The organism is Streptosporangium sp. NPDC049078 (assembly GCF_040648855.1).
Taxonomy (GTDB): domain Bacteria; phylum Actinomycetota; class Actinomycetes; order Streptosporangiales; family Streptosporangiaceae; genus Streptosporangium.
In genome coordinates this window covers 54,244-79,172 of record NZ_JBEZEL010000005.1, presented here as the reverse complement: position 1 = coordinate 79,172, position 24,929 = coordinate 54,244, and the positions used below count along the sequence as shown (strand labels likewise).

General features: G+C 71.3%; 18 protein-coding genes and 1 pseudogene. 6 read left to right on the top strand and 13 right to left on the bottom strand.

Annotation, left to right across the window (positions count from 1 at the left end):
• The first annotated feature begins 57 nt into the window (after positions 1-57).
• On the top strand, positions 58-1,221 hold the full coding sequence (locus tag AB0B90_RS09475; protein ID WP_350944146.1) for a cytochrome P450: 1,164 nt from the start codon (positions 58-60) through the stop codon (positions 1,219-1,221).
• A gap of 224 nt (positions 1,222-1,445) precedes the next feature.
• Complete coding sequence (locus AB0B90_RS09470; protein ID WP_362921892.1) at positions 1,446-1,841, top strand: VOC family protein; 396 nt, start codon at positions 1,446-1,448, stop codon at positions 1,839-1,841.
• Positions 1,842-1,891: 50 nt separating this feature from the next.
• On the opposite strand, the gene tnpA is transcribed toward AB0B90_RS09470, so the two are convergent.
• Positions 1,892-2,320, bottom strand: coding sequence for an IS200/IS605 family transposase (gene tnpA / locus AB0B90_RS09465; RefSeq protein WP_362921890.1), 429 nt, complete (start codon positions 2,318-2,320; stop codon positions 1,892-1,894).
• 23 nt (positions 2,321-2,343) lie between these two features.
• Here tnpA and AB0B90_RS09460 point away from each other — a divergent pair, with 23 nt between their 5' ends.
• Positions 2,344-3,606 (top strand): transposase, encoded by a 1,263-nt coding sequence (locus AB0B90_RS09460; protein WP_362921888.1) that lies wholly within the window; start codon positions 2,344-2,346, stop codon positions 3,604-3,606.
• Positions 3,607-3,821: 215 nt separating this feature from the next.
• Here AB0B90_RS09460 and AB0B90_RS09455 read toward each other — a convergent pair whose 3' ends face one another.
• The 3 genes from AB0B90_RS09455 to AB0B90_RS09445 form a co-directional block, all read right to left on the bottom strand.
• Positions 3,822-5,345, bottom strand: coding sequence for a serine/threonine-protein kinase (locus AB0B90_RS09455; RefSeq protein WP_362921886.1), 1,524 nt, complete (start codon positions 5,343-5,345; stop codon positions 3,822-3,824).
• A gap of 42 nt (positions 5,346-5,387) precedes the next feature.
• Positions 5,388-6,086 (bottom strand): response regulator transcription factor, encoded by a 699-nt coding sequence (locus tag AB0B90_RS09450; RefSeq protein ID WP_362921884.1) that lies wholly within the window; start codon positions 6,084-6,086, stop codon positions 5,388-5,390.
• A gap of 115 nt (positions 6,087-6,201) precedes the next feature.
• Positions 6,202-6,990 (bottom strand): histidine kinase dimerization/phosphoacceptor domain-containing protein, encoded by a 789-nt coding sequence (locus AB0B90_RS09445; protein ID WP_350944153.1) that lies wholly within the window; start codon positions 6,988-6,990, stop codon positions 6,202-6,204.
• Between the two features lie 165 nt (positions 6,991-7,155).
• On the opposite strand from AB0B90_RS09445, the gene AB0B90_RS09440 reads away from it, so the two are divergent.
• Positions 7,156-8,163, top strand: coding sequence for a DUF418 domain-containing protein (locus AB0B90_RS09440; protein WP_362921882.1), 1,008 nt, complete (start codon positions 7,156-7,158; stop codon positions 8,161-8,163).
• Between the two features lie 87 nt (positions 8,164-8,250).
• On the opposite strand, the pseudogene AB0B90_RS09435 reads toward AB0B90_RS09440, so the two are convergent.
• Positions 8,251-9,030 (bottom strand): annotated as a pseudogene (locus AB0B90_RS09435) (EamA family transporter); the annotation flags it as partial.
• Positions 9,031-9,105: 75 nt separating this feature from the next.
• On the opposite strand from AB0B90_RS09435, the gene AB0B90_RS09430 reads away from it, so the two are divergent.
• The gene (locus AB0B90_RS09430) at positions 9,106-9,621 is read left to right on the top strand and encodes a MarR family transcriptional regulator (RefSeq protein WP_362921880.1); all 516 of its coding nucleotides are present in this window, start codon (positions 9,106-9,108) and stop codon (positions 9,619-9,621) included.
• Positions 9,622-9,739: 118 nt separating this feature from the next.
• Here AB0B90_RS09430 and AB0B90_RS09425 read toward each other — a convergent pair whose 3' ends face one another.
• From AB0B90_RS09425 to AB0B90_RS09415, 3 genes are all read right to left on the bottom strand, one after another.
• Positions 9,740-10,036: a hypothetical protein gene (locus AB0B90_RS09425; protein ID WP_350944156.1), complete on the bottom strand. Its 297-nt coding sequence runs from the start codon at positions 10,034-10,036 to the stop codon at positions 9,740-9,742.
• 245 nt (positions 10,037-10,281) lie between these two features.
• Positions 10,282-14,481, bottom strand: coding sequence for an AAA family ATPase (locus tag AB0B90_RS09420; protein WP_362921877.1), 4,200 nt, complete (start codon positions 14,479-14,481; stop codon positions 10,282-10,284).
• The gene (locus tag AB0B90_RS09415; RefSeq protein ID WP_350944158.1) at positions 14,482-15,609 is read right to left on the bottom strand and encodes an exonuclease SbcCD subunit D; all 1,128 of its coding nucleotides are present in this window, start codon (positions 15,607-15,609) and stop codon (positions 14,482-14,484) included. It abuts the gene before it with no gap.
• Between the two features lie 83 nt (positions 15,610-15,692).
• Between AB0B90_RS09415 and AB0B90_RS09410 the strand changes: the two genes are divergently transcribed.
• Entirely contained in the window at positions 15,693-17,270 is a 1,578-nt protein-coding gene (locus tag AB0B90_RS09410; RefSeq protein WP_362921874.1) for a prolyl oligopeptidase family serine peptidase, read from the top strand.
• A 114-nt stretch (positions 17,271-17,384) separates the two neighbouring features.
• Here the strand turns inward: AB0B90_RS09410 and AB0B90_RS09405 are convergent, their stop codons facing one another.
• From AB0B90_RS09405 to AB0B90_RS09385, 5 genes are all read right to left on the bottom strand, one after another.
• Complete coding sequence (locus tag AB0B90_RS09405) at positions 17,385-20,696, bottom strand: S8 family serine peptidase (protein ID WP_362921872.1); 3,312 nt, start codon at positions 20,694-20,696, stop codon at positions 17,385-17,387.
• 176 nt (positions 20,697-20,872) lie between these two features.
• Positions 20,873-21,769 carry a hypothetical protein gene (locus tag AB0B90_RS09400; RefSeq protein WP_362921870.1) on the bottom strand — a complete coding sequence of 299 codons (897 nt, stop codon included), beginning with the start codon at positions 21,767-21,769 and terminating at the stop codon, positions 20,873-20,875.
• A complete protein-coding gene (locus AB0B90_RS09395; protein ID WP_362921868.1) occupies positions 21,766-22,821 on the bottom strand; it encodes a CU044_5270 family protein in 1,056 nt (351 codons plus the stop codon). Before AB0B90_RS09395 ends, AB0B90_RS09400 begins: the two co-directional genes overlap by 4 nt.
• A complete protein-coding gene (locus AB0B90_RS09390; protein WP_350944165.1) occupies positions 22,814-23,434 on the bottom strand; it encodes an RNA polymerase sigma factor in 621 nt (206 codons plus the stop codon). The genes AB0B90_RS09395 and AB0B90_RS09390 overlap by 8 nt, the downstream gene beginning before the upstream one ends.
• A gap of 299 nt (positions 23,435-23,733) precedes the next feature.
• The gene (locus tag AB0B90_RS09385; protein ID WP_350944167.1) at positions 23,734-24,672 is read right to left on the bottom strand and encodes an alpha/beta hydrolase; all 939 of its coding nucleotides are present in this window, start codon (positions 24,670-24,672) and stop codon (positions 23,734-23,736) included.
• Positions 24,673-24,929 lie beyond the last annotated feature (257 nt).

Here is a 24,929-nt window from a genome sequence, read left to right as displayed (position 1 = left end):
CACACTCGTTCCATTGACGAGATCTTGTGGGGTAGCCGATCCCCCTCAGGAGCCGACATGCTGCCCCTTCACATGCGCCGCCAGGAGTTTCACCCCGATCCCGAACTCGCCACCGCCCGCGAGGAACCCGGCCTGCGGCGTGTTCCCACGCCCTACGGCCAGGAGGCCTGGCTGGTCACCCGTTACGACGACGTGCGCGCCGTACTCAGGAACGCCGAGCTGTTCAGCTACGCCAGCGGCATCAACCTGCCGCCGATGAGTGAGGAGCAGGCCAAACGTATCCGCGCGGGTGCGCTGCTGATGATGGATCCGCCCGACCACACCCGGTTACGGCGCATGCTGACCCCCGAGTTCACCATGCGCCGTATCCGTCGGCTGGAGCCCCGGGTCCGCGAGATCGTCGCCGACCACCTGGACGCGATGGAGCGTACCGGCGCGCCGGCCGATCTCATCTCCCGGTTCGCCACCCCGATTCCCGCGCTGGTCATCTGCGAACTGCTCGGGGTGCCCTACGAGGACCGAGACTCCTTCCAGGCCAACAGCATCGTGGTCCTCGACTTCAACCGCTCGCCCGAGGAGCGCGGAAGGGCTCAGATGGAGTTGGTCGCCTACATGACCGGGCTGGTCGGGCGGGCGCGGGCCGAACCGGGTGAGGACCTGATCGGCATGCTGGTCCGCGAACACGGCGATGACCTCACGACCGACGAACTGGTCGGCATCGGCGGGTTGTTGCTGGTCGCCGGGCACGAGACGACGGCCAACATGATCGGTCTGGGCACGCTGGCGTTGCTGCGACACCCCGACCAGCTCGACCTGTTCCGCGAGGACCCCGGCAGGGCCGGCGGCCTGGTCGAGGAGCTGCTGCGCTGGCTGACGATCGTCCACCAGGGCGCCACCAAGGTGGCCATGGCCGACACCGAGATCAGCGGCGTGCCGATCGCGAAGGGCGACGTCGTGGTGGTCTCCCTGCCCGCCGCCAACCGCGACCCGGCGCTGACCGAGGACCCGGAGCGGCTCGACATCGAACGGCCCGACCTGGCCCACGTCGCGTTCGGTTACGGCGCGCACCACTGCATCGGGGCTCCGCTGGCCCGGATGGAGATGCGCATCGCGTTCTCCGCCCTGTTCGACCGTTTCCCCGGGCTGCGCGAGGCGGGCGAGCCGGAGTTTCGTTCGTTCAACGTCGTGTACGGCCTGTCGGCGTTCCCCGTCGCCTGGTGATCCACCGTCCCGGGGGCGCCGGTGACGGCCGGCCCGCCGGGCGGCACGGGTTCGGGCGGCACGGACACCCGCCACCCGCGCTCGGCGAAGTTGCCGGTCCTCATGGACCCGTACGGGTGGCATGGGCACCCGCCACCCGCGCCCTCTGTCGTCAGGAGTTATCCGAACGTCTTTCCGGGCATCACGCGGCCATGCGTGGACGATCGATTGCTCACAGATGGGGCGTGGTGCTCGACGCACCCGACGCGCAGGCGCTCGCGCGGTTCTACGCGCGCCTTCTCGACTGGAGGATCACCAAGGACGAAGTCGACTGGGTCACGGTCGCACCGGCCGACGAGGAAGCGTATCTGGCGTTCCAAACCTCCACCGACTACATATACCCGGTCTGGCCGTCCGCCGACGGCTCGCAGCAGATGATGATGCACCTCGACCTGGAGGTCGGCGACCTTCACGACGCGGTCGCCCACGCGCTCGGAGAGGGCGCGACACTCGCCGCCCACCAGCCGCAGGACGACGTCCGAGTCCTTCTCGATCCCGCCGGGCACCCGTTCTGTCTCTACCAAGTTCGTCGGCTGTGCTCCGGCCTTCAGGCCGGGGGTGAAGCCGACCGTCCCGCGTAGCGGGGCAGGAATAGCCGATTCGCCGCCAGGCGAACCGGCGTCTGCCTTGCTCAAAGTGGTCGTTGCTGCTGCTCGATGTACTGGCGCAGGACCGTCAGCGGTGCTCCACCCACCGATCCGGCGAAGTAGGAGCCGGACCAGAAATGCCCGCCCCACAGATATTGGCGGACGTGGGAGGTGTATTCCTTGCGGAGCAGGCGCGCCGAGACGCCTTTGAGGCTGTTGACCAGTTTCGAGAGGGCCACTTTGGGTGGGTAGTGGATGAGCAGGTGGACATGGTCGTGTTCGCCGGTGAACTCGCGGAGTTCGGCCTCGAAGTCCGTGCACACCTCCCGCATGATCTCCTCGCAGCGGGTCAGCATCGCGTCGGTGAACACCCCACGCCGATATTTCGTGACGAACACCAAATGAGCGTGAAGGTTGCAGACGACATGGCGTCCGGTGCGTACATCGGGATTCGGTTCCCATCGCGGTGACATAAACCAAACGCTACGATCATCAAGTGAAGCAGGAGAAGCGGGTCCGGGCGCACGTGGCGCGCCTCGACCTGACCGCCGCGCAAAGCGCGCTGCTGGACGGCCAGGCGCACACCGCTCGCACGCTATGGAACCTGCTGCACGAATACACCACGTTCCGCCAGGGCCGACTGGCTCCAGTGAAAGCGTGCGACGAGGCAATCCGGGTCGCCCGCCACCAGATCGACTGGATGGCCCGGCTTCCCGCCCAGGCCGCCCAGGCGGTGCTGAAGACCTACCGGCAGGCATGGGCGAACTTCTTCAACCCCGACCATCCGGCCGAACGTCCGACCTTCAAGTCCCGGCGTTCCCGGATGGCGGTCGACGTTCCCCAAGCCCGTGACCTGCACATCGGGAGGATCAACCGGCGGTGGGGAGCGGTCAACCTGCCCAAAGTCGGCCGGGTCCGGTTCCGGTGGACCAAAGACCTGCCCGGCGTCACCCGAGGCGGGCCAGCCGGGCGGATCACCGGTGCCCGGCTGGTCAAGGACGCCTACGGCTGGCAGATCGTCTTCCGTACCGAGATCCCAGCCGTGATCCCGGCACCGCACCCGGGTGGCCGGATCGGTATCGACCGGGGCATCAACGTCGCCCTGGCCATGTCGGACGGCACCACCCGTGAACACGGGCCGTGGCTGAGTGAGGGGGCGAAAGAACGGCTGCGCCGGTTGGACAAGAAGGCCGCCAGGCAACGGGCCACCCATCGCACGGGCCAGCCGATCTCGAACCGGCAGGCCCGCACCTACCGCCAGATCGGCAGGCTCCGCGCGACAGCCAAACGCCGAGCCGTCTGCTGGCAGCACCACACCAGCACCGAACTCGCCGAAGCGTTCAGTGAGATCGGGGTGGAAGACCTGCAGATCACCAACATGATCCGCTCAGCACGCGGCACCGCCGAGCAGCCCGGCCGTAACATCGCACAGAAAGCCGGGCTGAACCGGGCGATCAGCGGCGAAGCCTGGGGCCGAACCGTCACCATGCTGGAGTACAAGACCGCTGATCGCGGCGGCCGGGTGGTGAAAGTCCCGGCGGCAGGCACGTCGCAGACCTGCCACCGATGCCGTCACCGCGACCCGGCCGCCCGCGACGGGATCAGGTTCTCCTGCACCAACCGCGCATGCGGGTGGACCGGTCACGCCGACACCAACGCCGCGATCAATATCGAAACCGCCGCAGGAACTGTGGTGGCAGGACGTGGAGACTCAGGGGTTACCCGGTCTGTGAAGCGTCAACCCCCGCGCGCCGCTTGACCGCGACGTGACGGGAGAATCTCCGGCCTTCAGGCCGGGGAGGAGTTCAAACGGACGGGTGACGAGCCACCCGGGGAGCGACGCCGCGTGAACACCGGCATGCCGGTGTTCACCAGGGAATCTCCGGCACGGAGCGGACGGTATGGCCTCTCTCCGGAAGGAGAACGGGCCGACGCCTTCGCCTCGTCCGCGAAACGCACGCCTGAGCGGGCCGGCTAGTTGTTCTTGCCGTTCCCCTGGTTCCCCTGGTTGCTTCCTTGGCCTTTGCCGCGCTGCGCCGGATTCCGGTACTTGTTCGGGTTCGCCTTCTTCACCGTAGGTCCGGACGTGCCGGCCCTGGGAGCCCCGGTGGCCGTCCTGGGGGCGGCCTCGGTCTGTCCTGTGCGGCGAGACACGACGGTGGATTGCCGTTCGTCGAGCACCTGCCGTGTCTTCGAGGGCTCCGGGCTCTCCGAGGGCCCCGGGGCCTCTGAGGTCTTCGAGGGCTCCGGGGTACGGGAAGGTTGCGGCGTCGCGGCGGAGGCGGCACCGGAGGGAGCGCCCCGCTCAGGCCCGCCTGCCCCGCTCGTCCCCGCACCGCGCCATTCGGCGGTGACGGCGGCGGCGACGATGATGCCGACGGCCAGGGCCGCGACACCCGCCGCCAGGTGCCGACGTTCGGTGTTCCGCTGACGCACCGGGGTGTGCCGGGCGTCCTCACGGGCGCGGCCCCCCGTGGAACGGCGACCGGCGTCCTCGCGAAGGTGCCGATCCGTGTGACGGTCGGCGTCCTCGCGGAGGTACTGCCCCGTGGAACGCAGGTCGGCCTCGGACCGGCCGGTGGGCCCCTGGTCGAGGGTCGGCTCCGCGACGCGAGCGGCGAGGAGAGGTGCGTCGGTGCTGCCCGCCTCCCACTCCCAGAGCGTGGCCACCTCCTCCAGCTGTGTCCTGGCACGGGCGATGTCGGTGCGCCGGGCGGGATCCTTTTCGAGCAGGCCGGTGATGACGGGCGCCAGGGGGCCGGCGTTCCGGAACGGTTCGGGGTCGGCCGTCAGTACGGCGGCGAGGGTGGCGAGTGCGCTGCCTCGTCCGAACGCGGAACGGCCCTCCACGGCGGCGTACAGGGTGGCCCCGAAGGACCACAGGTCGCTTTCCTCGTTCGATTCGAGACCGGCGGCACGCTCGGGGGCGATGTAGGCGGGCGTGCCCACCACCATTCCCACACTGGTGAGCGACACATCCTCGTCGACGGCGATGGCGAGCCCGAAGTCGGTCAGGATCGCGTGCCCGTCATCGGTGAACAGGATGTTGGCGGGTTTGACGTCGCGGTGTGTGATGCCGACCTCGTGGGCGGCCTCCAGCGCCGACAGCACCTCCAGCCCGATGCGCGCGGCGGTGGGAGCGAGCAGAGGTCCCTCCTCCGCGAGGATCTCGGCGAGGTTGCGTGAGCGCACGAGCTGCATCACGATCCACAGGCAGTCGTCGTCGGCCCGCACCACGTCGTACACCGCGGCGATGTTGGGGTGGCTCAGCCGCGCGGCGAGGCGAGCCTCCCGCATGGTGCGCTCCAGCAGGACCTCGCGCTCCGGCACGGTCAGGTGGTCCGGGATCGCGACCTCCTTGACCGCGACCTCACGATCGAGCAGCTCGTCGTGGGCCTGCCACACCGTGGCCATGCCGCCTTTGCCCAGCCCTGCCACGAGGCGGTACCGCCCAGCCAGTAACCACCCCTCGTGCCGTGAGGAAGATGAAGAAGCCATGGGGCATGCCTACCCGATGATTGATCCCGCATGTCGCGGTTATCACCGCATCCGATGCCGACCGGTTATCGGATCGTCCTCCAAGGCGCCCTCGGCACTCCGTGTCATCTCGCGGCTCTCCCAGGCCCAGGCCACGATCTCGACCCGGTTGCGCACACCGAGCTTGACCATGATGCCCGAGACGTACCCCTTCACCGTGCTCAGCGAGATGAACAACCCGTCGGCGATCTCCTGGTTGGTGTGTCCCCTGCCGATCGCCCGGACGATCTCGGTCTCCCGCGCGGTCAGGGGCCGCGCGGGCACGCGGATCTCGGTTCGGGCTCCGCGGTCGGCGAGGTGGTGCAGCAGTCGCAGCGTGATGGACGGTGAGATGAGCGCGTCGCCGGTGTACGCGGCCCGTACGGCCTCGACCAGCAGGCGCGGGCCCGCGTCCTTCAGCACGAATCCGGCCGCGCCGTAGCGCAGTGCGCCGTGGACGTACTCGTCCAGGTCGAACGTGGTGACCATCACCACCTTGGTCGGGGCCTCCGCCAGGGTGCGGGCGACCTCGATCCCGTCGAGGCGGGGCATCTGGATGTCCACCAGGCACACGTCCGGACGCGTCCTGCGTGCCTGCTCGATCGTTTCGACACCGTCGCCGGCCTCGGCGACCACGGTGATGTCCGGCTGGTCTTCGAGAATGGTCCGCAGGCTGGCCCGGATCATCGCCTGGTCGTCGGCGAGCAGCACCCGGATGGTCATCCGCGCCTCCTGCCGGGCTCGGGCGGTGTCGTCCGACGCCGAGGTGCCCTGACGGACACGAACGGCACCGTACGGCACGTACGGCACCGACGCCCTCCGGCAGGTACGGGCGGTGTCATCGGTGCTCGCCGAGCTCGCCGAGCCGTTCGCGGCCCCCGGCCCGTTCGCGGCCCCCGGCGTCGGGAGCGGCGGCAAGAGCGGCGTCGCGCAGGAGACCGACCGCGCGACGGGTGGCGGCCAGGGCCTCCGAGCCCGCCGTTTCGATGTCGGCGAGGGAGTCGGTCGCCTTCTCCGGGTGCCTGGCGGTGACGAGCTGGGCGGCCTGGGCCTGGAGCACGATGCTGGTGACATGGTGGGCGACGACGTCGTGCAGCTCCCTGGCCAGTTCAAGGCGTTCGGCACGCCGTATCCGCTCGGCGACGGTACGCCGCCGGACGGCGAGCAGCCGCAGACCGGTCCCGGTCACCACGGCGGCGAGCCAGAGCAGACCGTTCAGCACCGGCACGGCCGAGCCCGGGTTGGCGAGAAAACCACTCGCCACCACGGCCAGACCTCCGGCGCCCACCGCGCAGGCCGCGCGGACGGGCAGTGTCCTGACCGCGGAGCCGACGAGCACCGCGAGCCCCAGGGACGCGGCGGGACTGGGTTCCGCGGGCAGGTGGACGAGGCGGGTGGCGAGGACGGCGAGCGCGGCCACGGCCAGACCGGCGACGGCGATCCACAGCGGGTCGCGGCGGCGCATCAGGGCGAGCGCGCACACCGAGGCCGCGACCACCGCGCCGAACGGCGAGTGCTCGGCGCCCCAGCTGCCGGCGACCTGGTACGCCTGGAAGGCCACGGCGACCGCGAACACGACGCCGAGCCCGGCGTCGGCCGCCGTCTTGAACCGATCGGGAACACGCACGGCGTTCAGGCTAGGCGAGGCACCCCGCCGGCCAGTACCGGCCGAAAGTACGGTCCTTTCCCTGCTTTCTGCCGATATGGGAGCGAGCTCGGGTCCGCAGGATGGGGTCCCATGCCACCCGAAACTCCTCCCCCGACGCCGGAGGCCACCGGACAGGGACACCCCATGACGACCTCCTCCGGCCGGTCGCGGGTCGTCGCGCTCGACGTGCTGCGCGGGTTCGCCCTGTGCGGAATCCTGCTCGCCAACGTCAAGCCGATCGCCCACATGATCCACACCACGGACGCCATGCGGCCGGTGGTGACGGCTGGTCAGGACGACTCCTGGCTGGGGCTGGGCCTCTTCGTCGACCAACGCTTCTTTCCGATCTTCTCCGTGCTGTTCGGCGTCGGCTTCTCGCTGCTGCTGGACTCCGCGGGACGCCACGCCCCGCGCCCCCGGGTGCTTCTGCTGCGTCGGCTTCTGGTCCTGCTCGCCGTGGGCCTGGCGCACATGTTCCTGCTGTGGCGGGGCGACATCCTCACCGTCTATGCCGTCGTCGGCCTGGTGGTGCTGCTGCCCTCGACCTGGTTGCCGCGCCGGGCCGTCGCCGGGCTCGCCGCCGTCCTCGTCGCGACGCCGTTGATCCTGGGCGGCAACGGGGTGCCGCTGGTGCCGGGACTGTTCCTGCTGGGCTCGGCGCTGACCCGGTACGGCGTGATCGACCGGCTGGAGCGCTCGGTGCGTGTCCCGGCCGCGCTCGCCCTGCTCTTCGCGGCGGGGGCGGTGCCCGCCGTGTGGTTGCAGGTCGGGACGCGGGCCGACGAGGCGTACTTCAACACCTGGTTCGGCCTCGCCGGACTGCTGATGGCGGGCGGATACGTGTGTGTGCTGCTGCTCGCGCTCAGGACGCCGTTCCGGCCGGTGCTGCTGAGGGTCTTCTCGCCGCTGGGCCGGATGGCGCTGACCAACTACCTGTCGGCCACGCTCCTCGTCCTGGGGGCCGCCCGCCTCGTGGGCGGCTCGCCGGACGACTGGTCATCGGCGACGGTGCTCCTGATCTCGGGAGCCGTTCTCGTCCCCCAGTGGCTGGTGTCCACGCTCTGGTTGCGCCGCTACCGCCAGGGCCCGCTGGAGTGGCTCTGGCGCTGGGCCACCTGGGCCCGGCGTCCGCCCCTGCGCCGCACCCCCTGACCGGTCCACCGGGCGCGTCCGGTGTTTCCTGCCGGCCGGGACGAACGCGGCGAGGCGTGCCGCGACGGGTTGCCCGAGAAGGATCCCGAGGAGGGCCAGCGCCAGCCCGCAGAGCTGTCGCGCGGTGAGCACCTCCGCGGCGATCACCGTGCCGAGCAGCACCCCGGTCACCGGGTTCAGCAGCCCGACGAGTCCCACCGTTCCCGCCGTCAGGTGTCGCAGTCCGGTGAACCAGGCGACGAAGGCGAGTGCCGTCGCGACGACGCTGAGATAGACGAACCAGAGGGTCTCGGGTCCGTCCAGGCTCGGCGGGGCGCCCTCCACCGCGACGGCGAAGGGCAGCAGGACGAGCCCTCCGGCGACGAGCTGCCACGAGGTCGAGGAAAGCACGTCGACCTCGCTGCTCCACCTCTTGGTCAGCACGTATCCGAACGACGACATCACCATGGCCGCGACGGACGCGAGAACGCCGAGGGGGTCGGCGGCGGTCGCACCGGTGAGCAGCATGAGGCAGACCCCCGCGATGCCGACGCCGGCTCCGGCCAGGTGCAGGACCCGCGGGCGCTCCGAGAGCAGTGACCAGGCCAGGAGCATCATCACGATGGGCGACGTCGCCATGATCGTCGAGGCGACGCTCGTCGGGAGCAGCTGGGCCGCCAGGTAGACGAGCGCGAAGAACGCGCTCATGTTGAGAGTCCCGAGGACCAGGGACTTCCACCACCACGTCCCCCGGGGAAGCCTCCTGCCGATGAGGAGGAGCAGCAGGCCCGCGGGCAGCGCCCTGATGACCGCCCCGTACAGCGGATAGCCGGGCGGGAGGAACTGGTGGGTGACGAAGTAGGTCGTCCCCCACGCGATCGGCGCCATCGCCGTGACCGACGTCCAGCGGAAATTAGCTTCCATGGAAGACAATATAGCTTCCCTGGAAGCTACACTCCAGACATGAGCGAACCCCTGGACCACGTGGCCCGCATCCAGCAGGAGTGGGCCCGCGAGCGGCCGGACCTGGATGTGAGCCCGCAGGGGGTGATCGGGCGCCTGCACCGCCTCGCCGGACACCTCACCGAACAACTCTGCGTCGTCTACCGGCGCTACGGGCTCGGCGAGGGAGAGTTCGACGTCCTCGCCACCCTGCGACGCGGCGGACCGCCCTTCGAGCGCGCCCCCGGAGAGCTCGCCGCCTTCACCATGGTCACCACCGGCGCGATGACCAAACGCATCGACCGGCTCGAACGCGACGGACTGGTCACCCGCCGCCCGAGCGAGAGCGACGGCCGCGGACGGGTGGTCGCACTCACCGACGCCGGCAGGGAACTGATCGACCGGGCGTTCGCCGAGCACATGCGCAACGAACGCCGCCTCCTCGACGAGTTGGCCCCCGAGGAGGCCGCACACCTCGAATCACTGCTCACCACCTGGCTGACCCGCTTCGAGGCCCCGCTCCGGACGGACATCTGAAAAGCGAGGGCCCGCTCGTCGTTCGAGGTCGTTCGGACGGTGGACACGTCCTAGGTCGTCCGGACGGCGCGCATGGCGCGCGTCGACCCGCGTACGGGGCTGTCAGCCGTTGGGTCTGTCAGCCGTCCAGACGGACGGTGACGGTGACACGACCCGCTTCGTCACGTCTCGCGACCGCGTGCCCCGCACGATCGACGCCGTCCAGCTGCAGCGATATCGGCCCGCCCGCCCCCAGGAAGTTGCGCCACCACGTCTTGGCGTCGGGAAACTGAACACCGATCGTGACGGTGTCGGCCACGCGCTGGAAGGCGACGGGTGTGCTGAAGGTGCGTCCCGAGCGGCGTCCCGTATAGGTGATGACCGTGAGGCGTTCGCTGATCCGCCGGCCCCATCGAGGAGAGGAGCGCAACGTCATGACACACGAATTGAAACGGCCGATCGCCCGCTTCGGAAGCGGCGCCCGAAATACCACAGAACCTCCACATGATGAGTGTCTCTTGCCGACCATCGTAACCGGCTAAGCGGAGGGCCCATCCGTTTAGCCGGAAATGGGAAACACAGGCACCGAGACATCTCAGATGTCCTCCCTCCGACGCGCCCACAGGGGCCGCGCCGGAATCCTGCACCGACCGTCCCCGGGCCGTGTCGTCGTCGGGCGCGTCACTGACGGACCGTCGAGCCTCGGCGTTCCTTGCGGATGTGCAGCTGCGCGGGCACCCGGGTGCGCAGCTCGGCGACATGGCTGACGATGCCGACCGCACGACCGCCGTCGCGCAGGCCGTCGAGGATGTCGAGCACCCCGTCGAGGGTGTCCTCGTCCAGGGTGCCGAAGCCCTCGTCGACGAAGAGCGTGCCGATCTCCACTCCCCCGGCCTCCGCGCTCACCACGTCGGCCAGGCCGAGGGCGAGGGCGAGCGAGGTGATGAAGCTCTCGCCGCCGGAGAGGGTCGCCGGGTCGCGGCCCACACCGGTCCAGCTGTCCAGGATGTGCAGGCCGAGCCCGCCGCCGGACCTGCTCCGGTCTCCGGCGGAGCGGTCACGGTTGTGCTCCAGGAGATAACGCCCGCCCGACATGTGGTCGAGCCGTTCGTTCGCCGACGCGACCACCTGGCCGAGGCGCTCGCCGAGCACGTAGGACGACAGCCGCATCTTCCAGCGGTTGTCGGCGGAGTTGCCGCCGGTCAGGGTGGCGAGCCGTTCCGTCAGGCGGTGCCGCTCGTCGGCCGGCTCCCAGCGTCGCAGGCATTCGGCCAGTTCGGTGCGGAGCGCGGCCAGCCGCGCGAGGCGGGCCTCGCCCCGGTCCCGTTCGGACAGCAGGCGGGCGTGGGCGGCGTCCGCCGCGTCCCGCGCGTCACGCAAGGCCGCGAGGTCGGGTTCCGGCTCGGCCGCCGCGGCGACCAGCTCGGGGTCGGCGAGCATCGCGGCGACCGCGGCGCCCTCCTGGGCGAGCTCGCGGAGCCGGGCGGTCTTCTCCCCCCGCTCGGCGGAGGAGCGGACGGCCGCGCGGGCGTCGTCGAGCCCGAGGAAACCCACCTCGACGACGGCGCCCAGCGCCTGGTTACGGGCCGCCACGAGCTCCTCGGCGGCGACCCGCTCGTCCCTGACCGCCTCGACGGCCTCCCGCAGCAGCTCGGCCTCGTCGGCGAGCCGGTCCAGCCTGGCGACCAGCGTCGGGTCCTCGCCGCGCGCCTCGACGAGGCGCGCGGTCAGCCGCTCGGCCTCTACGGCGAGCCTTTCCGCGTTCGTCCGGCGGGAGGCCAGCCCGACGGCGAGCTCGCGTGAACGCTCCCCGAGCCGTTCGGACTCGGCGGCGACCTTCTCGACCTCGGCCGCCAGCGCCGTCTCGGCCCGCGCCGACTCGCGCAGCGCGGCCAGTGCCCGCTCCGCCCCGGTGAGCTCGTCCGCGGCGTCCCGTACGGCCAGGCCGGTCCTGTCGCTCGCCTCACGGTGGGCGGCGGCGAACTCGATCACGCGGGTCGCGGCGGCGAGCGCGGCGGACAGGTGCGCGATCTCCCGTGCCAGGCGGTCGCGGCGGGCCCGCACCGTGGGGTCGGCGCCCCGGGCGTCGTCCAGGCGGGCGGTGAGACGCTCGCGCTCGGTCTGCCAGCCCGCGCGGCGGGCGCGTCCCTCGGCGAGCCGCCCGGCGATCTCCGCCGCCCGGCTCCTCGCGTCCTCCAGCTCGGCGGTGATCCGCTCCACCTCGGCGGCGAGGGTCTCCTCGGTGCTCGCCGCCGAGGTCAGCGCCTCAAGCTTCCTGCCGGCCTCGGCGAGGATCTCCCCCGCTTCCTCCCCGGTCGTCTCACCCGCGACGGCGAGAGCCTCGTCGAGGCGCAGGGTCAGCGTCGTGACGGTGTTGTCCGCGGCCTGACGGCGTTCCATGGCCGCCTCGTAGGCGCTCTGGGCCACGCGCTCGTCGTCGGCGGTGGGTGCCTCGTCGGCCGGGGCGGCGGGAGCGGGGTGTTCGGGTGAGCCGCAGACCGCGCAGGGGTGGCCCGAGGTGAGCTTCGCGGCGAGTTCCGCGGCCATGCCGTCGATCCTGGACTGCCGGATGTCCAGGTGCCGGTCACGGAGCGTCTGGGCGAAGTCGGCGGCGTCCGTCCGCGCGGCGCGGGCGGACTCCAGTTCGGCGCGGAGAATCTCGCGGCGCCGTGCCGCGGCGAGCACCGCGGTGGCGGTGTCGACGCTCGCCCGCGCCGCCGGGACCCCCGCCGCTGCGGCCCTGGCCTCACCGAGCCGAGCCGACACCTCCGCCGACGCGGCGGGCAGCCTCTCCAGGATCTCGCGGACCTCGGCCTCCTGCCGAACCGTCTCCGGGAGCTCCGCGTCGAACGCGGCGATCAGCCCGTCGACCTCGGCCAGCCGGTCCTCCTCGGCCCGCAGCCCCTCCAGCGCGGCCAGTTCCCGCCCGCACTCCCTCTCCCGGACGGTGAGAACCTCACGAACCTTCCCGGGGTCGAGGTGCTCACGTATCTCCTTGAGGCCGGGAGCCTTGCGGCCCTCGTCGGGGTCGAGAGGCCCACCGGGCTCCAGGGCTTCACGGACGTCCTCGAGACCGAGGACCTCGCCGGCCTCGTCGAGGCCCAAGGGGTCGCGAACCTCGGGAGAGAGGACGGCCAGGCCGGCGGCGAGGTCGGTGCGGGCCGCGGACAGGTCGGCGGCGAGGCGGTCGCGCTGCTCGGCCGCCCGGAGACGGGTGACGGCGGCCTCCACCGCCGACTCGGCCGCGGGGACGCGGGCCGCGTCCAGGCGTGCGGCGGTGAGGCGTTCGTCCAGTTCCCTGCGGAGGCCGGGGAGGACCTCCAGGCGGGCGTCGGTCTCCGCCTGCGCGGCGACCAGCTCGGCGATCTCGCGAACGGCCCTCTCCCGCTCCTGGACGATTCCCGCCAGGCGTGTCTCCTCCGCTCGCAGCTCGCCCAGGCGGGTGATCTCGCCCTGGCGGTCGCGTTCCAGCGCGACCAGGTGGCCGAGCACCGCGTGGCGGCGGTCCGCACCGGCATCCGTATGGTCACGGACGTCACCGCGAGCACCCGCACCCGCGTGGTCACGAGCCTCGCCGTAAGCATCGGCGCCCATGCCGGCACGGGCGCCGCCAAAAGCGCCACCGTCCGCGTGGGCGCTGGTCCCGTCGCCGTGGCCCGCACCCGCCGCATCGTCACCGTCGTGCGCGGTGCCGGTGCGGTCGCGGACGACGCCCCACCGGCCGACGGGAGCACCGAGGAGGGGAAGGGCGCGGGCGACGGCGTCGGCGGCCAGCCGGTGGGCCTTGGACTCGGCCTCGGCGCGCTGCTCGGCGCTCTGGATCAGCGGCAGCACCCGGTCGGCGGCCGACGCCTCCTCCAGGATGATCTCCAGGTCCGCGCGTTCCTCGGCCGTCTCCTCCAGCGCCCGGCTCCGGGTCAGCGCCTCGGCGTGACGCCGTCGCCGGTCGGCCAGCGCGGCACCGCGCTCCAGGCTCTCGCGTGCCCGCCGTACGGCGCCCTCGCCCTCGGCTCCCTGCCCGTCCAGCCGCGCGGCCTCCAGGCGTGCGAGCTCCTCAAGCGCGCGGGCCCACCCCAGCGGGTCGTCCTCCACGGAGTTCGCGGAGTCCACAGGGTTCGTGGGGTTCGCGGGGCCCGCGAATCCCACCGGCTCCATCGACTCCGCGGGGAGCCCCGAGTCGGGGAGGGCGTCCAGCGCGGCCAGCAGGGCGGGACCCGCGGCCTCCTCCAGTCGCTTGACGGCGAAGTCGACCTCCTTGCGGAGGGCCTGCTGCTCGCGGTACGCCTCGGTGCGCTGCTCGGCGAGCCAGGACTCGGCAGTGGCGTAGACCTTCACCGAGAACAGGCGCTCCAGGACCCTGCGGCGTTCCTCGCCGTCGGCGCGCAGGAACTTGGCGAAATCTCCCTGGGGCAGCATCGCGACCTGGAGGAACTGCTCGGCGTTCATGCCGAGCAGGGTGCCGACGAACTCCCCGGCCTCGTCGACCCTGGTCGTGAGCCCCACCCATTCCCCGGAGGGCGCGAGCTCCTGGAGCAGCGCCTTCTCGTTCTCCCTGGTCGTGCCGGTGCCCCTGAGCTTGGGGCGCTGCCAGGCCGGCGACCGGGTGATCTTCAGCCTGCGGCCCCGCACCGTGACCTCCAGCGCCACGCTGGGCCCACGCCCAGGGGGCGCGTGGTCGCAGCGCAGGCTCTTGGCGCTGTCGCGCCTGCCGGGCACCCTGCCGTACAGGGCGTAGCAGAGCGCGTCCAGCACGGTGGTCTTGCCCGCGCCGGTGGGGCCGTGGATCAAGAACAGCCCCGCCTCGGCGAGGGCGTCGAAGTCGACCTGCTCCTCACCGGGAAAGGAGCCGAAAGCGGTGATCCACAGACGGTGCGGGCGCATCTACGCCTTCGCCTCCTTCATACGGGAGAACTCCACGGCCTCCCGCAGCAGCCGGGTCTCAGCGGGGTCGGCGGCCTCGCCGCGCACCTCGCGGACGAAGTCGAGGGCGACGTCGATCTCGGGGCGCCCGGCCGCCCTGGCGCGGGTCACGGTCTCCTCGCCCCCGCCCTCGGGCTCGAAGGACAGGGCGAGCGTGTGCGGGAAGCGGGCCCTGAGCCGCTCCATCGCGCCCTTGGGCCTGATCCGGTCGACGAGCGTCACCTGGAGCCAGTGCTCCTCGTGACGGGCGTGCTCGGGAGCGGTCAGCAGGTCGTCGATGCGGCCGGTGAGGCGGCTGACCGGCCTGGGCACCGGGGCCTCGACGAACTCGGCGCCCTCGTACCCGCCGGGACCGATGTCGACCACCCAGGAGCCCTTCGTCTGACCGGCCTCGGAGAAGGAGTAGGCGATCGGGGAGCCGGAGTAGCGGGCGGTCTCGCTCATCCGCTGGCGGCCGTGCAGGTGGCCGAGCGCCACGTAGTCGACCCCGTCGAAGGCGCGCACCGGGACGTGCGCGACGCCTCCCACGCTGATGTCGCGCTCGCTGTCGCTGCCCCGCCCTCCGGTCACGAACGCGTGGGCGAGGACCACCGACCGGGGACCGCGCCGGGCGAGGTCGGCGCGGACCAGGGACATCGCGTGCTCGATCGCGGCGGTGTGGGTGCGCTCGGACAGCTCCCAGGGCGCGCGTACCAGCTCGGGCTCCAGGTAGGGGATGCCGTAGAAGGCGACGTCGTCGACGACGACCGGCTCGCCGACCCGCCCCGGATCGGTGCGCAGGTGGACGCCCGCCGCGTCGATGAGGTCGGCGCCGAAGCCGAGGCGGCGGGCCGAGTCGTGGTTGCCGCTGATCAGCACGGTGCGCACGCGGGCGTCGACCAGCCGTCGCAGCGCCTGGTTGCACAGATCGACCGCGTCGACCGAGGGAAGCGCCCGGTCGTAGACGTCACCGGCGACCGCGACCACGTCGATCCGCTCCGACCTGACCGTCTCGATCAGGTGGTCGACGAAGACGCCCTGGGCCGCCAGGAGGCTCTCCCGGTGGAACGATCGGCCCAGGTGCCAGTCCGATGTGTGCAACACCCGCATGTCGCACGAAGCTAACAGGACTCAGCGACAAATGTGGCCACTCACGTCACGCCGATCCCCCGCTCTGTTCGGGGATGGCGGCGATGAGTACGCTTGAAGATCGGAAGGAACGATACCGGAGCCAACGACGAGCACGGAGGCGGATCGCCATCGGGGATCGCGGTGACATCCAGGTGGGCCGTGGCGTCCTGAGCGTCGCGTCCGGGCTGATCCTGGTGATTCTCGCGACGGTGGGCTACACGCTGCCGCCGCCGTTCGACCCGACTCCCCTGCACGCCGATCCGGTCTTCCAGACCCTTCCCCCCCAGCCGCCCGCAGAGCTCCGTCCGGTCGCCGCGAACCGGCAGATCACCACGCAGGACATCACCGTCACGGCCGAGGACGGTACGCCACTGGGTGCGACGATCCGCGCGCCGGTCGCCCCCGGACGGCACCCGGCGCTGGTCTTCGTGCAGGGCGCGGGCCCCGGGGTCAGGGGCGAGTTCACGACCCAGGCCGAGTGGCTGGCCAGGTCCGGGATCGTCACCCTCGTCTACGACAAGCGGACCGTGGGCTACGACTTCCTCAAGCGCGACTTCGGCCTCCTCGCCCGCGACGCCCTGCGCGTGCTGAAGGAGCTGCGCTCACGCGAGGACGTCGACCCGGCCAGGGTGGGACTCTGGGGGGTGAGCGAGGGCAGCTGGGTGGTGCCCATCGCGGCCAACGAGAGCAGCGCCGTCGGGTTCACCGTGCTGGTGTCGTCCCCCAACGTCTCCCCCATGCGGCAGGTGACGTGGGCGCTGGGCGAGCAGCTCCAGCGGCTGTACGCGCCCAGCGGGGTGCGCGAGCTGCTCATCCGCGCGATCGGCGCCGTCGACGCGGACTTCCTGCGCTACGACGGCCTGCCCGCGCTGCGCGAGATGCGGCAGCCGGTCCTGGCCCTGTACGGCACGCGCGATCCCTCGATCCCGTTCGTGGAGAGCAGCAAGGCGTTGACCGACGCCCTCACCGAGGGCGGCAACGACGACTACACGATCCGCTACCTCGACCGCGCCGACCACGGCATGCGCTTCCACGGCGGTCCCCTCGTCCCCGACTACCTGCGGACGCTGTCCAACTGGGTGACGGGCCTGCCGGACACGGCCAAGCCCTCGGTGCACATCGCCGGCGCCACACCGGTCCAGCGCCTGGAGGCGAGCGACGTTCCCGCCGCCCCCTGGTACGCCGGGGGCACGATGATCGGCCTGACGCTCTGCCTGGCCGTGGTCGGCTACGTGGTCGGGCCGGTCGCGGAGATGGCGGCGCGACTGCGGGGTCGCGCCACCGCGGCGCAGGCCGACGTCCTGATCTGGCCGCCGATCCGGCGGCGGTTCCGCCGGATGGCGTGGACCGGGGTCGGGCTGCTCGTCTCGGTGGTGGCGTTCATCACGCTGCTCGTGCTGTTCTCGGTCAACCAGGCCGGGGCGTGGCCCGCGGTGCTCGCCGGGTGGCTGGTCATCAGGATCCTGGCGCTGCTGATGCTGCTGCAGGAGGTCACGGGCGTGGCGGCCGTCGTGTCGGGACTGCGCGAGGGTTGGCAGCCCTCGCGCCCGCAGAGCTTCGCGGTCGCCGGGGTGCTGGGCGGCACCGGCCTGCTGCTGGTGGCCGCCGCCTACTACGGCCTGTTCTCCTTCCCCTGGTAGGGCTCACCGTTGGACCGGGAATCGCCGTCCGGGGACAGTCCGGGGACAGTCCGGGGACATCGTCACGGAGGAAAAAGCTCGGCCCGGCATCGGCCGGGCCGAGCGTGGATGCGCCTACGGCCGCTTCGCCGGAGAGATCCGGTAGGCGCGGATGACGGTCTGCTCGACGGTGTTGCCCGCGGTGTCGGTGGACGTGGCCCGCAGGGACGCGAAGCCCCCGGCGGCGGGGTGCCGCAGGGTCACCGCGCCGTTGTGGACCTTCGCCCGGCTCCAGGTGGCGCCGTCGTCGTAGGAGACCTCTACGGCGAGGTCACGGGGCTTGCCCGCGCCGGAGCCCGCCTGCTGCCGTACGATGACCGGCACGCTGTAGGTCCGGCCGCCCGGTGCGCTGTTGTGCGCGTCCAGCGCGGGAGAGAACCCGACGACGGAGATCGGCAGGGGCAGCGGGCTCTCACCTCCGACGTGTTGCGAGCGGAAGGTCCAGGCGGTGGAGGTGCGGGTGGACAGGGTGGCCGGGGCGCCCCGCTCGGACTCCATGACCAGCCGGTAGTCCGCCGCGCCTGCCGGGACGGTGAACTCGCCCCACGTCGAGGGCTCCTCACCGACCAGGACGCCGTCACGGTAGAGGGCGATGCGCGCCTTGGTGGTCGCCGCCCGACCGGCCCGACCGGCCCCGTCGCCGTACGGCGGCACGGCCGCCCAGATCAGGTCGCCGGTACGGGACATGCCCGCGGATCCATCGCCCACCGGAGGCAGGGTGGGGCCGAAGACGCCCCGGTTCCACGACTCCCGGTAGGTGCGGCCGGGGGTGTAGCCGGTGAACGGCGACTCGAACCGGGTCTCCTCCCCTTCTGGACCGTACTCGGCGAAGTAACGTATCCAGCGAGCCCCCGCGTCGGTGTTGACGTGGTGCGTGGAAACCGACGGTGTCGCGATCCTGACGTCCATCAGGTAGACGTTAAGACTTATCCCGGCCGGCCGGGCGCCGCTGGCGGCCCTGCCGTAGACGCCGGTCAGGTGGGCGGCGTAGTCGGTGTGAAGGGTGGCGAGCTCACTCCTGGCGACATCGCGCCGGAACCCGGTGACCATTCCGCCCCTGTGGAACCACGCGAGACCGTAGGTGCGAGGACTGTTGTCGGTGCTGCCGCTGGCGTCCGCCTGTGCCCACAGACCGGTGACTCTGGTGATCGCTCCGTCGTAGGTCCGGGCGGGTCCGAGTTGCGCTGTCGCCATGTTCTCGAACCGGTCGCTCATGTAGGTCCTGCTCGCCATCCACCCGGTAACGGGAGCCGCGTAGGTCACCTGTGCCGCAAGCTGCACGGCGGCCGCGTTCGGCACGGTGGCCGAGAGCGGCCGGCCCAGCCGGGCGTCCAACTCCACGGTCTGGTCCCCGGTCAGGTCCAGACCCGGGTGAATCAGATGGGTGACGTGGCTGTTCCCCTGGCTCCTGTCGAGAAGGCTGCTCGACAGAAGCCACCTGCCCCTCGGCAGCCGCAAGGTGACGGTCTCCCCACCTTCCTCAAGGAAGATCAGTTCCCGGGTCGGGTCGTCGACACTTTCGAGGACGGTGAAGTAGGAGGCGGTCGGCCTGCCGTCGCGAGCGGTGTGCCGCAGGGTGAGGTCGTAGCTCTCGACCTCGTTCTCCACCGCGAGCGGGGTGCTGATCCGCAGGTCGTCGTCGCCGGTGGCGACGAGGTGGCCGCCGACGCCGCCTTCAGGGGTCCGGGTGCCGGTGGTGGCGGTGACCGAGACGTCGGCCTGACCGCCCGCGGGCACCGTGACGGTCGCCGGGCTCACCGTGAACACGCCGTGCCCGTCCTGCCCTTCGACGGACAGCGCGAGGTTCACCGGCGAGATGCCCGGGTTGTAGTAGGTGACCTTTCCGGTGATCGGCGTGTCATCCCCGTGTGGCCATTTCTGCAGGCCGAAACTCACCCCGCCGGGTTCGGCGGTCACCGACATCGTCGTGGCCCGCGCCACGTCGACCCGGCCGGCGCCCTGCTCGAAGATCCCCAGCGCCGGGTTGGGGCGTGCCGAACCCATCAGCACCGCCTTCAGCGTCCCAGGCGTCCAGTCGGGGTGCTGACCTGCCAGGATCGCCGCGGCGCCCGCCACGTGCGGGGTGGCCATCGAGGTGCCCGACATGACGGTGTAGGAGCCGCTGCCCGGTGAATCCTTGGAGCGTGCGGCGGTGATGTCCACCCCCGGCGCGGTGATCTCCGGCTTGAGCGCGGAGTCACCGACGCGCGGACCCCGGCTGGAGAACTCCGCCAGTGCCTCGGCCCCGGTGACGGCGCCGACGGCCAGGGCCGCGTCCGCGCTGGCCGGCGAGCCCACCGACCGCTCGGCGCCGTCGTTGCCCGCGGCGACCACGAAGAGCGTTCCGTAGCGTTCGGTCACCTCGGCCACCGCCAGCTCCAGCGGGTCGGTCTCGGGGGTGTCGGAGCCGCCCAGGCTCAGGTTCGCCACCTTGGCGCCCTGCTCACCGGCCCACTGCATGCCCGCCAGGATCGCCGACTCCTCACACCAGACCCCCTCGCAGACCCGGCCGTTGAGGATCTGCGCGCCGGGGGCGACTCCCCTGTACCTGCCGTCGGAGGCGGCGCCGCTGCCGGCGATGGTGGAGGCCACGTGGGTGCCGTGTCCGACCGGGTCACCGGTGCCGGGCTCGGTGGTGAAGTTCGCCTGCGCGCCCATCCGGTCGGCCAGGTCGGGGTGAGTGGCGTCCACTCCGGTGTCCAGCACCGCCACCTTCACACCGGTGCCGGTGTGGCCCTTCTCCCAGGCGGCGGGCGCGCCGATCTGCGCGACGCTGGTGTCCAGCGACAGCTTGCGCAGCCCGTCCAGCCATATCTTCGTCTTCGTCGCGCCGCCGGAGCGGGCGTGGGCGCCACTCACCACGTCGTCCCAGAACCGGGCGCGCTCCTTTCTCGGCGTCCGTACGGCCACCCCGTCCACGGCGGCCAGGTCGCGTGTCACCTTCGCGCCGCTCGCGGACATCTCGGTGCGCAGCGCGTTCCGCGCCCCCGCCCCCCGGCCGGTCACGATGAGCGGCAGGTCGTCCCTGCGGTCGTCGTAGCCGAACTCGGTGAGCGCGCTCACGTCGAACAGCCGGGGATCCAGGCGGCCCTCGCGCAGCGGCGCGAACGCGTCACTGGGGAGGACCCTCAGTCGCCCGTCGCGCTCGTCGGTGGTGAAGGAGATGCCCTCCCGGCCCTCACCCCGTTCCACCAGGACTGCTCCGGAGCCGGTCACCGTCACCCGGTCACCGGTGATCAGCGTGACGGTGACCGGCGCGGCGGCCGCCGGGGAGGTCCGGCTCACCGGCGCGGGTCCACTCGCGGCCCCCGCCGCCGATGGTCCCGCCGATCCCACCGCCAGCATTCCCGCGACCAGCAGGCTCGTCGTTCTTCGTGCGGTTCTCACGTCTTCCCTTCACTGGATGATTCGATGCGCGTTCTTCCACCGGCAGGAAGCCCTCTTCCGCCGAATGGTGGTGTTCGCGTGCCTGTCTCCCCGCGACGCGTTCCCGGGGTCGCGTGGGCCCCGGGACCGCGAAGGCCCCTTCTGGGGAGATAGCGGTCGGCGTACGGAACGCGAGGTCAGCCGGCGGCCGGGATGGCGGGCTTGTCGTCGGTCCAGCCGACCCTGTAGTAGTCGACCCGGCTCTTGCCCTTGTCAGAGGAGTCGACGTAGTGGGCGAGCAGCGTCATCGTGGCGGTGTCCACGACGAACCGCTCCTCCAGCGACCAGCCCTTCTGGTATTTCTGGGCGAGGGGCGGCAGGGCGAGCTTCTGGCCTGAGCGGTTCAGCGGGTCCTTGGCCCGGCCGAGGTCCTTGACACCCTTGGTGGTCTTCAACACCTGGTAGGCGGCGGACCTGACCTTGAACGGCACCGGGTTCCTGTAGAGCAGGTCGATCGCGTACTCGGCCACGTACCGATCCAGGTTGTTCAGCCAGTTGTCGATCGTGGAGTTCGGAGAGGTGGTCTTGGCCTCCTCGGCGGATTTGTCGATCCAGGCCCGCACGTCCTTGACCATGTACGCCCGCAGAGCGGCGGGATCGGTGGGCAGCGACTGGAGCTGCCGGTAGGTGACGAACCGACTCTCGCGCAGCATGAAGCCGCCGGGCCACTTCGGCGTCTTCTTCACGTACCCCTCGCCGGGCTTGGTGGACAGGGAGATCTTCATGCCCTCCGTGCGATAGGTCCACGAGGTCGGCGACCCGTCGGCCTTCCAGGCCGCCCTGTCCTTCTCGCTCTTGGGCCGGGCGCCCAGCTCGCGGTAGGCGCCCCAGAGCTTGCCGTCGGGCGTCTGCCAGTCGACGCTGACCGATCGTTCCGTAACGGTGTAGCCACTGCCGACCGGACGCGGGTGGTCCCTGGTCCCCACCACCTCGACGCGCCAGTAGTCGGCCTCGGGCGGTGTGGCGGCCGCCGCGGGAACGGCGAGCAGACCGGTGAGCAGCAGTCCGGCCAGTACGGTCATCGGATATCTCATCTCTTCTCCTTCAGTGGGTTGTCATCGGCCCAGCGGTTCTCCCGGACGGCGGTGAAATTCAGGAGCATGCCGTCAGGGACGGAGCGGGTCTCAAGGGAAAGGGGTGCTCCGCTGTCCGGATCGACCACCAGCCGCGTCCGCGTCTCCCCTGCGTACGGTCTGGTGGGGAACTCTCCTGAGCGGTACTCGACCGCCTGCCCGGTGCGGCCCAGCACGTCGGTCACCTGTCCGACGGCGTCGGTCTCGGGCATCGAGGCCAGCAGCCGGTAGGCGGCGGCCCTGGTCCCGCTCGTCACCGGCGCGAAGAAGAGCAGGCGGACGACGTTGTCGACGGTCGACCGCTCGTCGGTGCCCTTGAGAAGCTCCCGCAGGTCCTCGGGGGTGCCGGGCAGTTGCTCCAGCTTGGTCAGCGGTCGGCCCGCCATCACGACACGGAAGTCCCAGTCCTCGCTCGAAAACGTGTCCGGCTTCCCCCGCGCCGCCCGTACGACGCCCGGCGGCTCGTCGAACGACAGCATCCCCGGGGTGTTTCCCTCGTAGGTCCACGAGGTCGGCGCTCCGTCCGCGCGCCAGGCCTCCTCATCCCGGGGCGTCGCGGGCTTGACTCCAAGACGTGTCCAGCGATACCAGGTCCTCGCCTCCGGGTCGGCGGGGATCCAGCTCTCCTCCAACCGGGTCTGCCGCAGCGTGTAGCCACCGCCGGGGGAACGGAACTCCTCGCCGCTGACCAGGGTGCTTCCCCACCACGCGCCGTCGTCGGGCATGGAGGCCACCGAGGTCGCGGCGGCCAGCAGGAACCGCTTGCCGTCCTGCGCGGCGATCACGCCACGCGTGGCGGGCGGGCTCGGCGGCGCCGCCGAGGTGACGACCAGGGTCGCCGCCGCCGCGCCGGCCAGTCCGAGTCCCAGCGCACTCCACCAGGCGGCCCGCAGGGGTCGCCGTACCCGTTTCGTGGCGAACGCGGCGTTCAGCCGTTCGCGTCCCGCCCGTTCCACCTCGGGCGACAGCGACGGCACGGGCAACAGCTCCCGCACCGCCTGGTAGTCATCCACTGGAACCTCCATGCAGGGGGTTGACGCCGCCCAGGGCGGCACGGAGCCTCTTACGCACCCGCGACAGCCGGGATCCGACGGTGCCGTACGGGATGCCGAGCGCCTTGGACACCTCTTCGTGGCTCAGTTCGCCCAGCGCGCTCAGCATCAGCACGTCCCGGTCGCCGTCGGGCAGCGCCAGCAGCTCCCCGGCGAGGCGCCCCTGGGCGTTCAGCGCGTCGACGCGGGTCGCCACGCGCTCCTCGTGGCCGTGCTCCGCACTGGGCTGTGCCGCGGCACTGCGCCGTAGCGCCGCGAGCCTCCGGGTCTCGGTACGGCGGTGCAGCCCGATCAGGTTGGTGGCGATGCCGTACAGCCACGGACGTACCTCGCCGCGCTCGGGGTCGAACCGATCGCGCTTCCTGAACGCCGTGAGAAACACCTCGGCGGCGAGGTCGTCGGCGGCCTGCTGGTCGAGTCGCCTGCCCAGGTAGCCGTGGATCTCGCGGAAATGCCGGTCGTAGATCTCACCGAACCGTTCTGGACTACGGAGCGACAGCTCAAGCAGGGCCGCGTCGCTGATCTCCCCCGGCGGATCGGCTCGGCCGACCGGACGTGTCACTTTGGCAGTCACGCCTTCTACTCAACCGATGGGACATTTCGCTTTCACGGCCCTTCTCACCGACAAGTGCCCGGCACCCCGTGAAGACCCCACGCCTTCGAACGCCGGCCGTTCGAACACTGACAGCCGGGCACGCCGACGCCTCTGGACCACGACTCCGCACCCGACGCCCGTGGAGGCCTGACACTCGTGCTGACCAGGCATCTTTGAACGCCCGGCGTCGGGAGACGCGGCCACCGGTGAACGCCCGCCACCGCAGCCGACGGAGACGAGTCCGGAGTCGCCGAGGGGTCATCTCCCGGCGGACGGGCCTAGAGGCAGCCGTCGAGCCAGCGGTCCATCTCGGCGAGGACGCGCCTGCGGACCGGTTCGGGTGACAGCACCAGGTCGTGTATCCCGCCCCGCACCCGGACGCACGTCACGTGTGACCCGATGCTGGTCGACCAGCGGGCGATCTGGCCGGGGTCGAGCACGACGTCCGCCTCCTGGGCCTCGGGCATGAAGGCGCGCAGCCGCAGGCCCTTCTCCGCGCAGAGCACCAGCACCGGCACGTCCACCCGGAGGCCGTCGTGCAGCCTGCGCTGCGCCCGGCGGATCGCCCCCAGCCAGGCCGCGTGCACCGGGAACCCTCCGATGGGCTTCCACTCAAGGTCGAAGTCCCACTCGCCGTGGTGGCTGCGGTGCAGGCTCGTACCGTACGCGGTGGCGGCCACCAGGGGCAGGACGGCGCGGGCGGGCAGTCTGGACAGTTGTCTTCGCAGCAGGTCGGCGGCGATCCGCACGGGAAGGGGGACGTTGAGGTCGAGGAAGGGACTGTTGAGCACCAGCGCCTGGACGAGGCCCCGGCCGCGGACGCGGTCGGCCCAGAGCGGGGCGATCAGGCCGCCGGTGGAGTGGGCGTTGAGGACGACGCGGTCGTGCCCGTCGCGCTCGCGGATGACGCGTACCGCCTCGTCGATCTCCGGGAAGTACTCGGTGACGCTGCGCACGAACCCGCGGGTCTGGTGCGGCAGCAACGAGCGGCCGTACTTGCGCAGGTCGAGGCCGTAGAAGTCGAAGCCCCTCGCGACGAAGTGGTCGGCCAGGTGGGTCTGGAAGAAGTAGTCGGTGAAGCCGTGCACGTAGAGCACGGCGCCGCGGGCGGGCTCGGGAGCCCGTCGCCGCACCAGTGAGGCCACCACCGTGCCCTCGTCGTCGTCGGCCATCGGCAGGACCGTGAGCTCGTAGTCGGGACCGAGAACGTCGGGCATGACGGTCAGGGTAGTTCGTGCGAATCATCCGGCCGCATCGGGACCTCCCGAAGGGCTTCGGGGCCTCACGCGGGAAGAGGACCGGGGTGATTCGTCCGGGAAGGCGGCGGTGTTCTCGGCGGCGTCGAGCGCGCGTGAGAGGTCGAGGGTCGCCGGGGATCATCGGGGATCACTGCGGCGGCGCTGTTTTTCGATCTCCGCGAAACCCTGATCGAACCCGATTGCAGTAGAAATGATGAGATATAGGCGTATTAGCT

Excerpts from the sequence above, each read along its gene's own strand:
- AB0B90_RS09475 (WP_350944146.1), top strand. The coding sequence starts at position 58 with ATGCTGCCCCTTCACATGCGCCGCCAGGAGTTTCACCCCGATCCCGAA.
- tnpA (WP_362921890.1), bottom strand. The coding sequence starts at position 2,320 with ATGTCACCGCGATGGGAACCGAATCCCGATGTACGCACCGGACGCCAT.
- AB0B90_RS09455 (WP_362921886.1), bottom strand. The coding sequence starts at position 5,345 with ATGGCTTCTTCATCTTCCTCACGGCACGAGGGGTGGTTACTGGCTGGG.
- AB0B90_RS09450 (WP_362921884.1), bottom strand. The coding sequence starts at position 6,086 with ATGACCATCCGGGTGCTGCTCGCCGACGACCAGGCGATGATCCGGGCC.
- AB0B90_RS09440 (WP_362921882.1), top strand. The coding sequence starts at position 7,156 with ATGACGACCTCCTCCGGCCGGTCGCGGGTCGTCGCGCTCGACGTGCTG.
- AB0B90_RS09430 (WP_362921880.1), top strand. The coding sequence starts at position 9,106 with ATGAGCGAACCCCTGGACCACGTGGCCCGCATCCAGCAGGAGTGGGCC.
- AB0B90_RS09425 (WP_350944156.1), bottom strand. The coding sequence starts at position 10,036 with ATGACGTTGCGCTCCTCTCCTCGATGGGGCCGGCGGATCAGCGAACGC.
- AB0B90_RS09420 (WP_362921877.1), bottom strand. The coding sequence starts at position 14,481 with ATGCGCCCGCACCGTCTGTGGATCACCGCTTTCGGCTCCTTTCCCGGT.
- AB0B90_RS09415 (WP_350944158.1), bottom strand. The coding sequence starts at position 15,609 with ATGCGGGTGTTGCACACATCGGACTGGCACCTGGGCCGATCGTTCCAC.
- AB0B90_RS09410 (WP_362921874.1), top strand. The coding sequence starts at position 15,693 with ATGAGTACGCTTGAAGATCGGAAGGAACGATACCGGAGCCAACGACGA.
- AB0B90_RS09400 (WP_362921870.1), bottom strand. The coding sequence starts at position 21,769 with ATGAGATATCCGATGACCGTACTGGCCGGACTGCTGCTCACCGGTCTG.
- AB0B90_RS09385 (WP_350944167.1), bottom strand. The coding sequence starts at position 24,672 with ATGCCCGACGTTCTCGGTCCCGACTACGAGCTCACGGTCCTGCCGATG.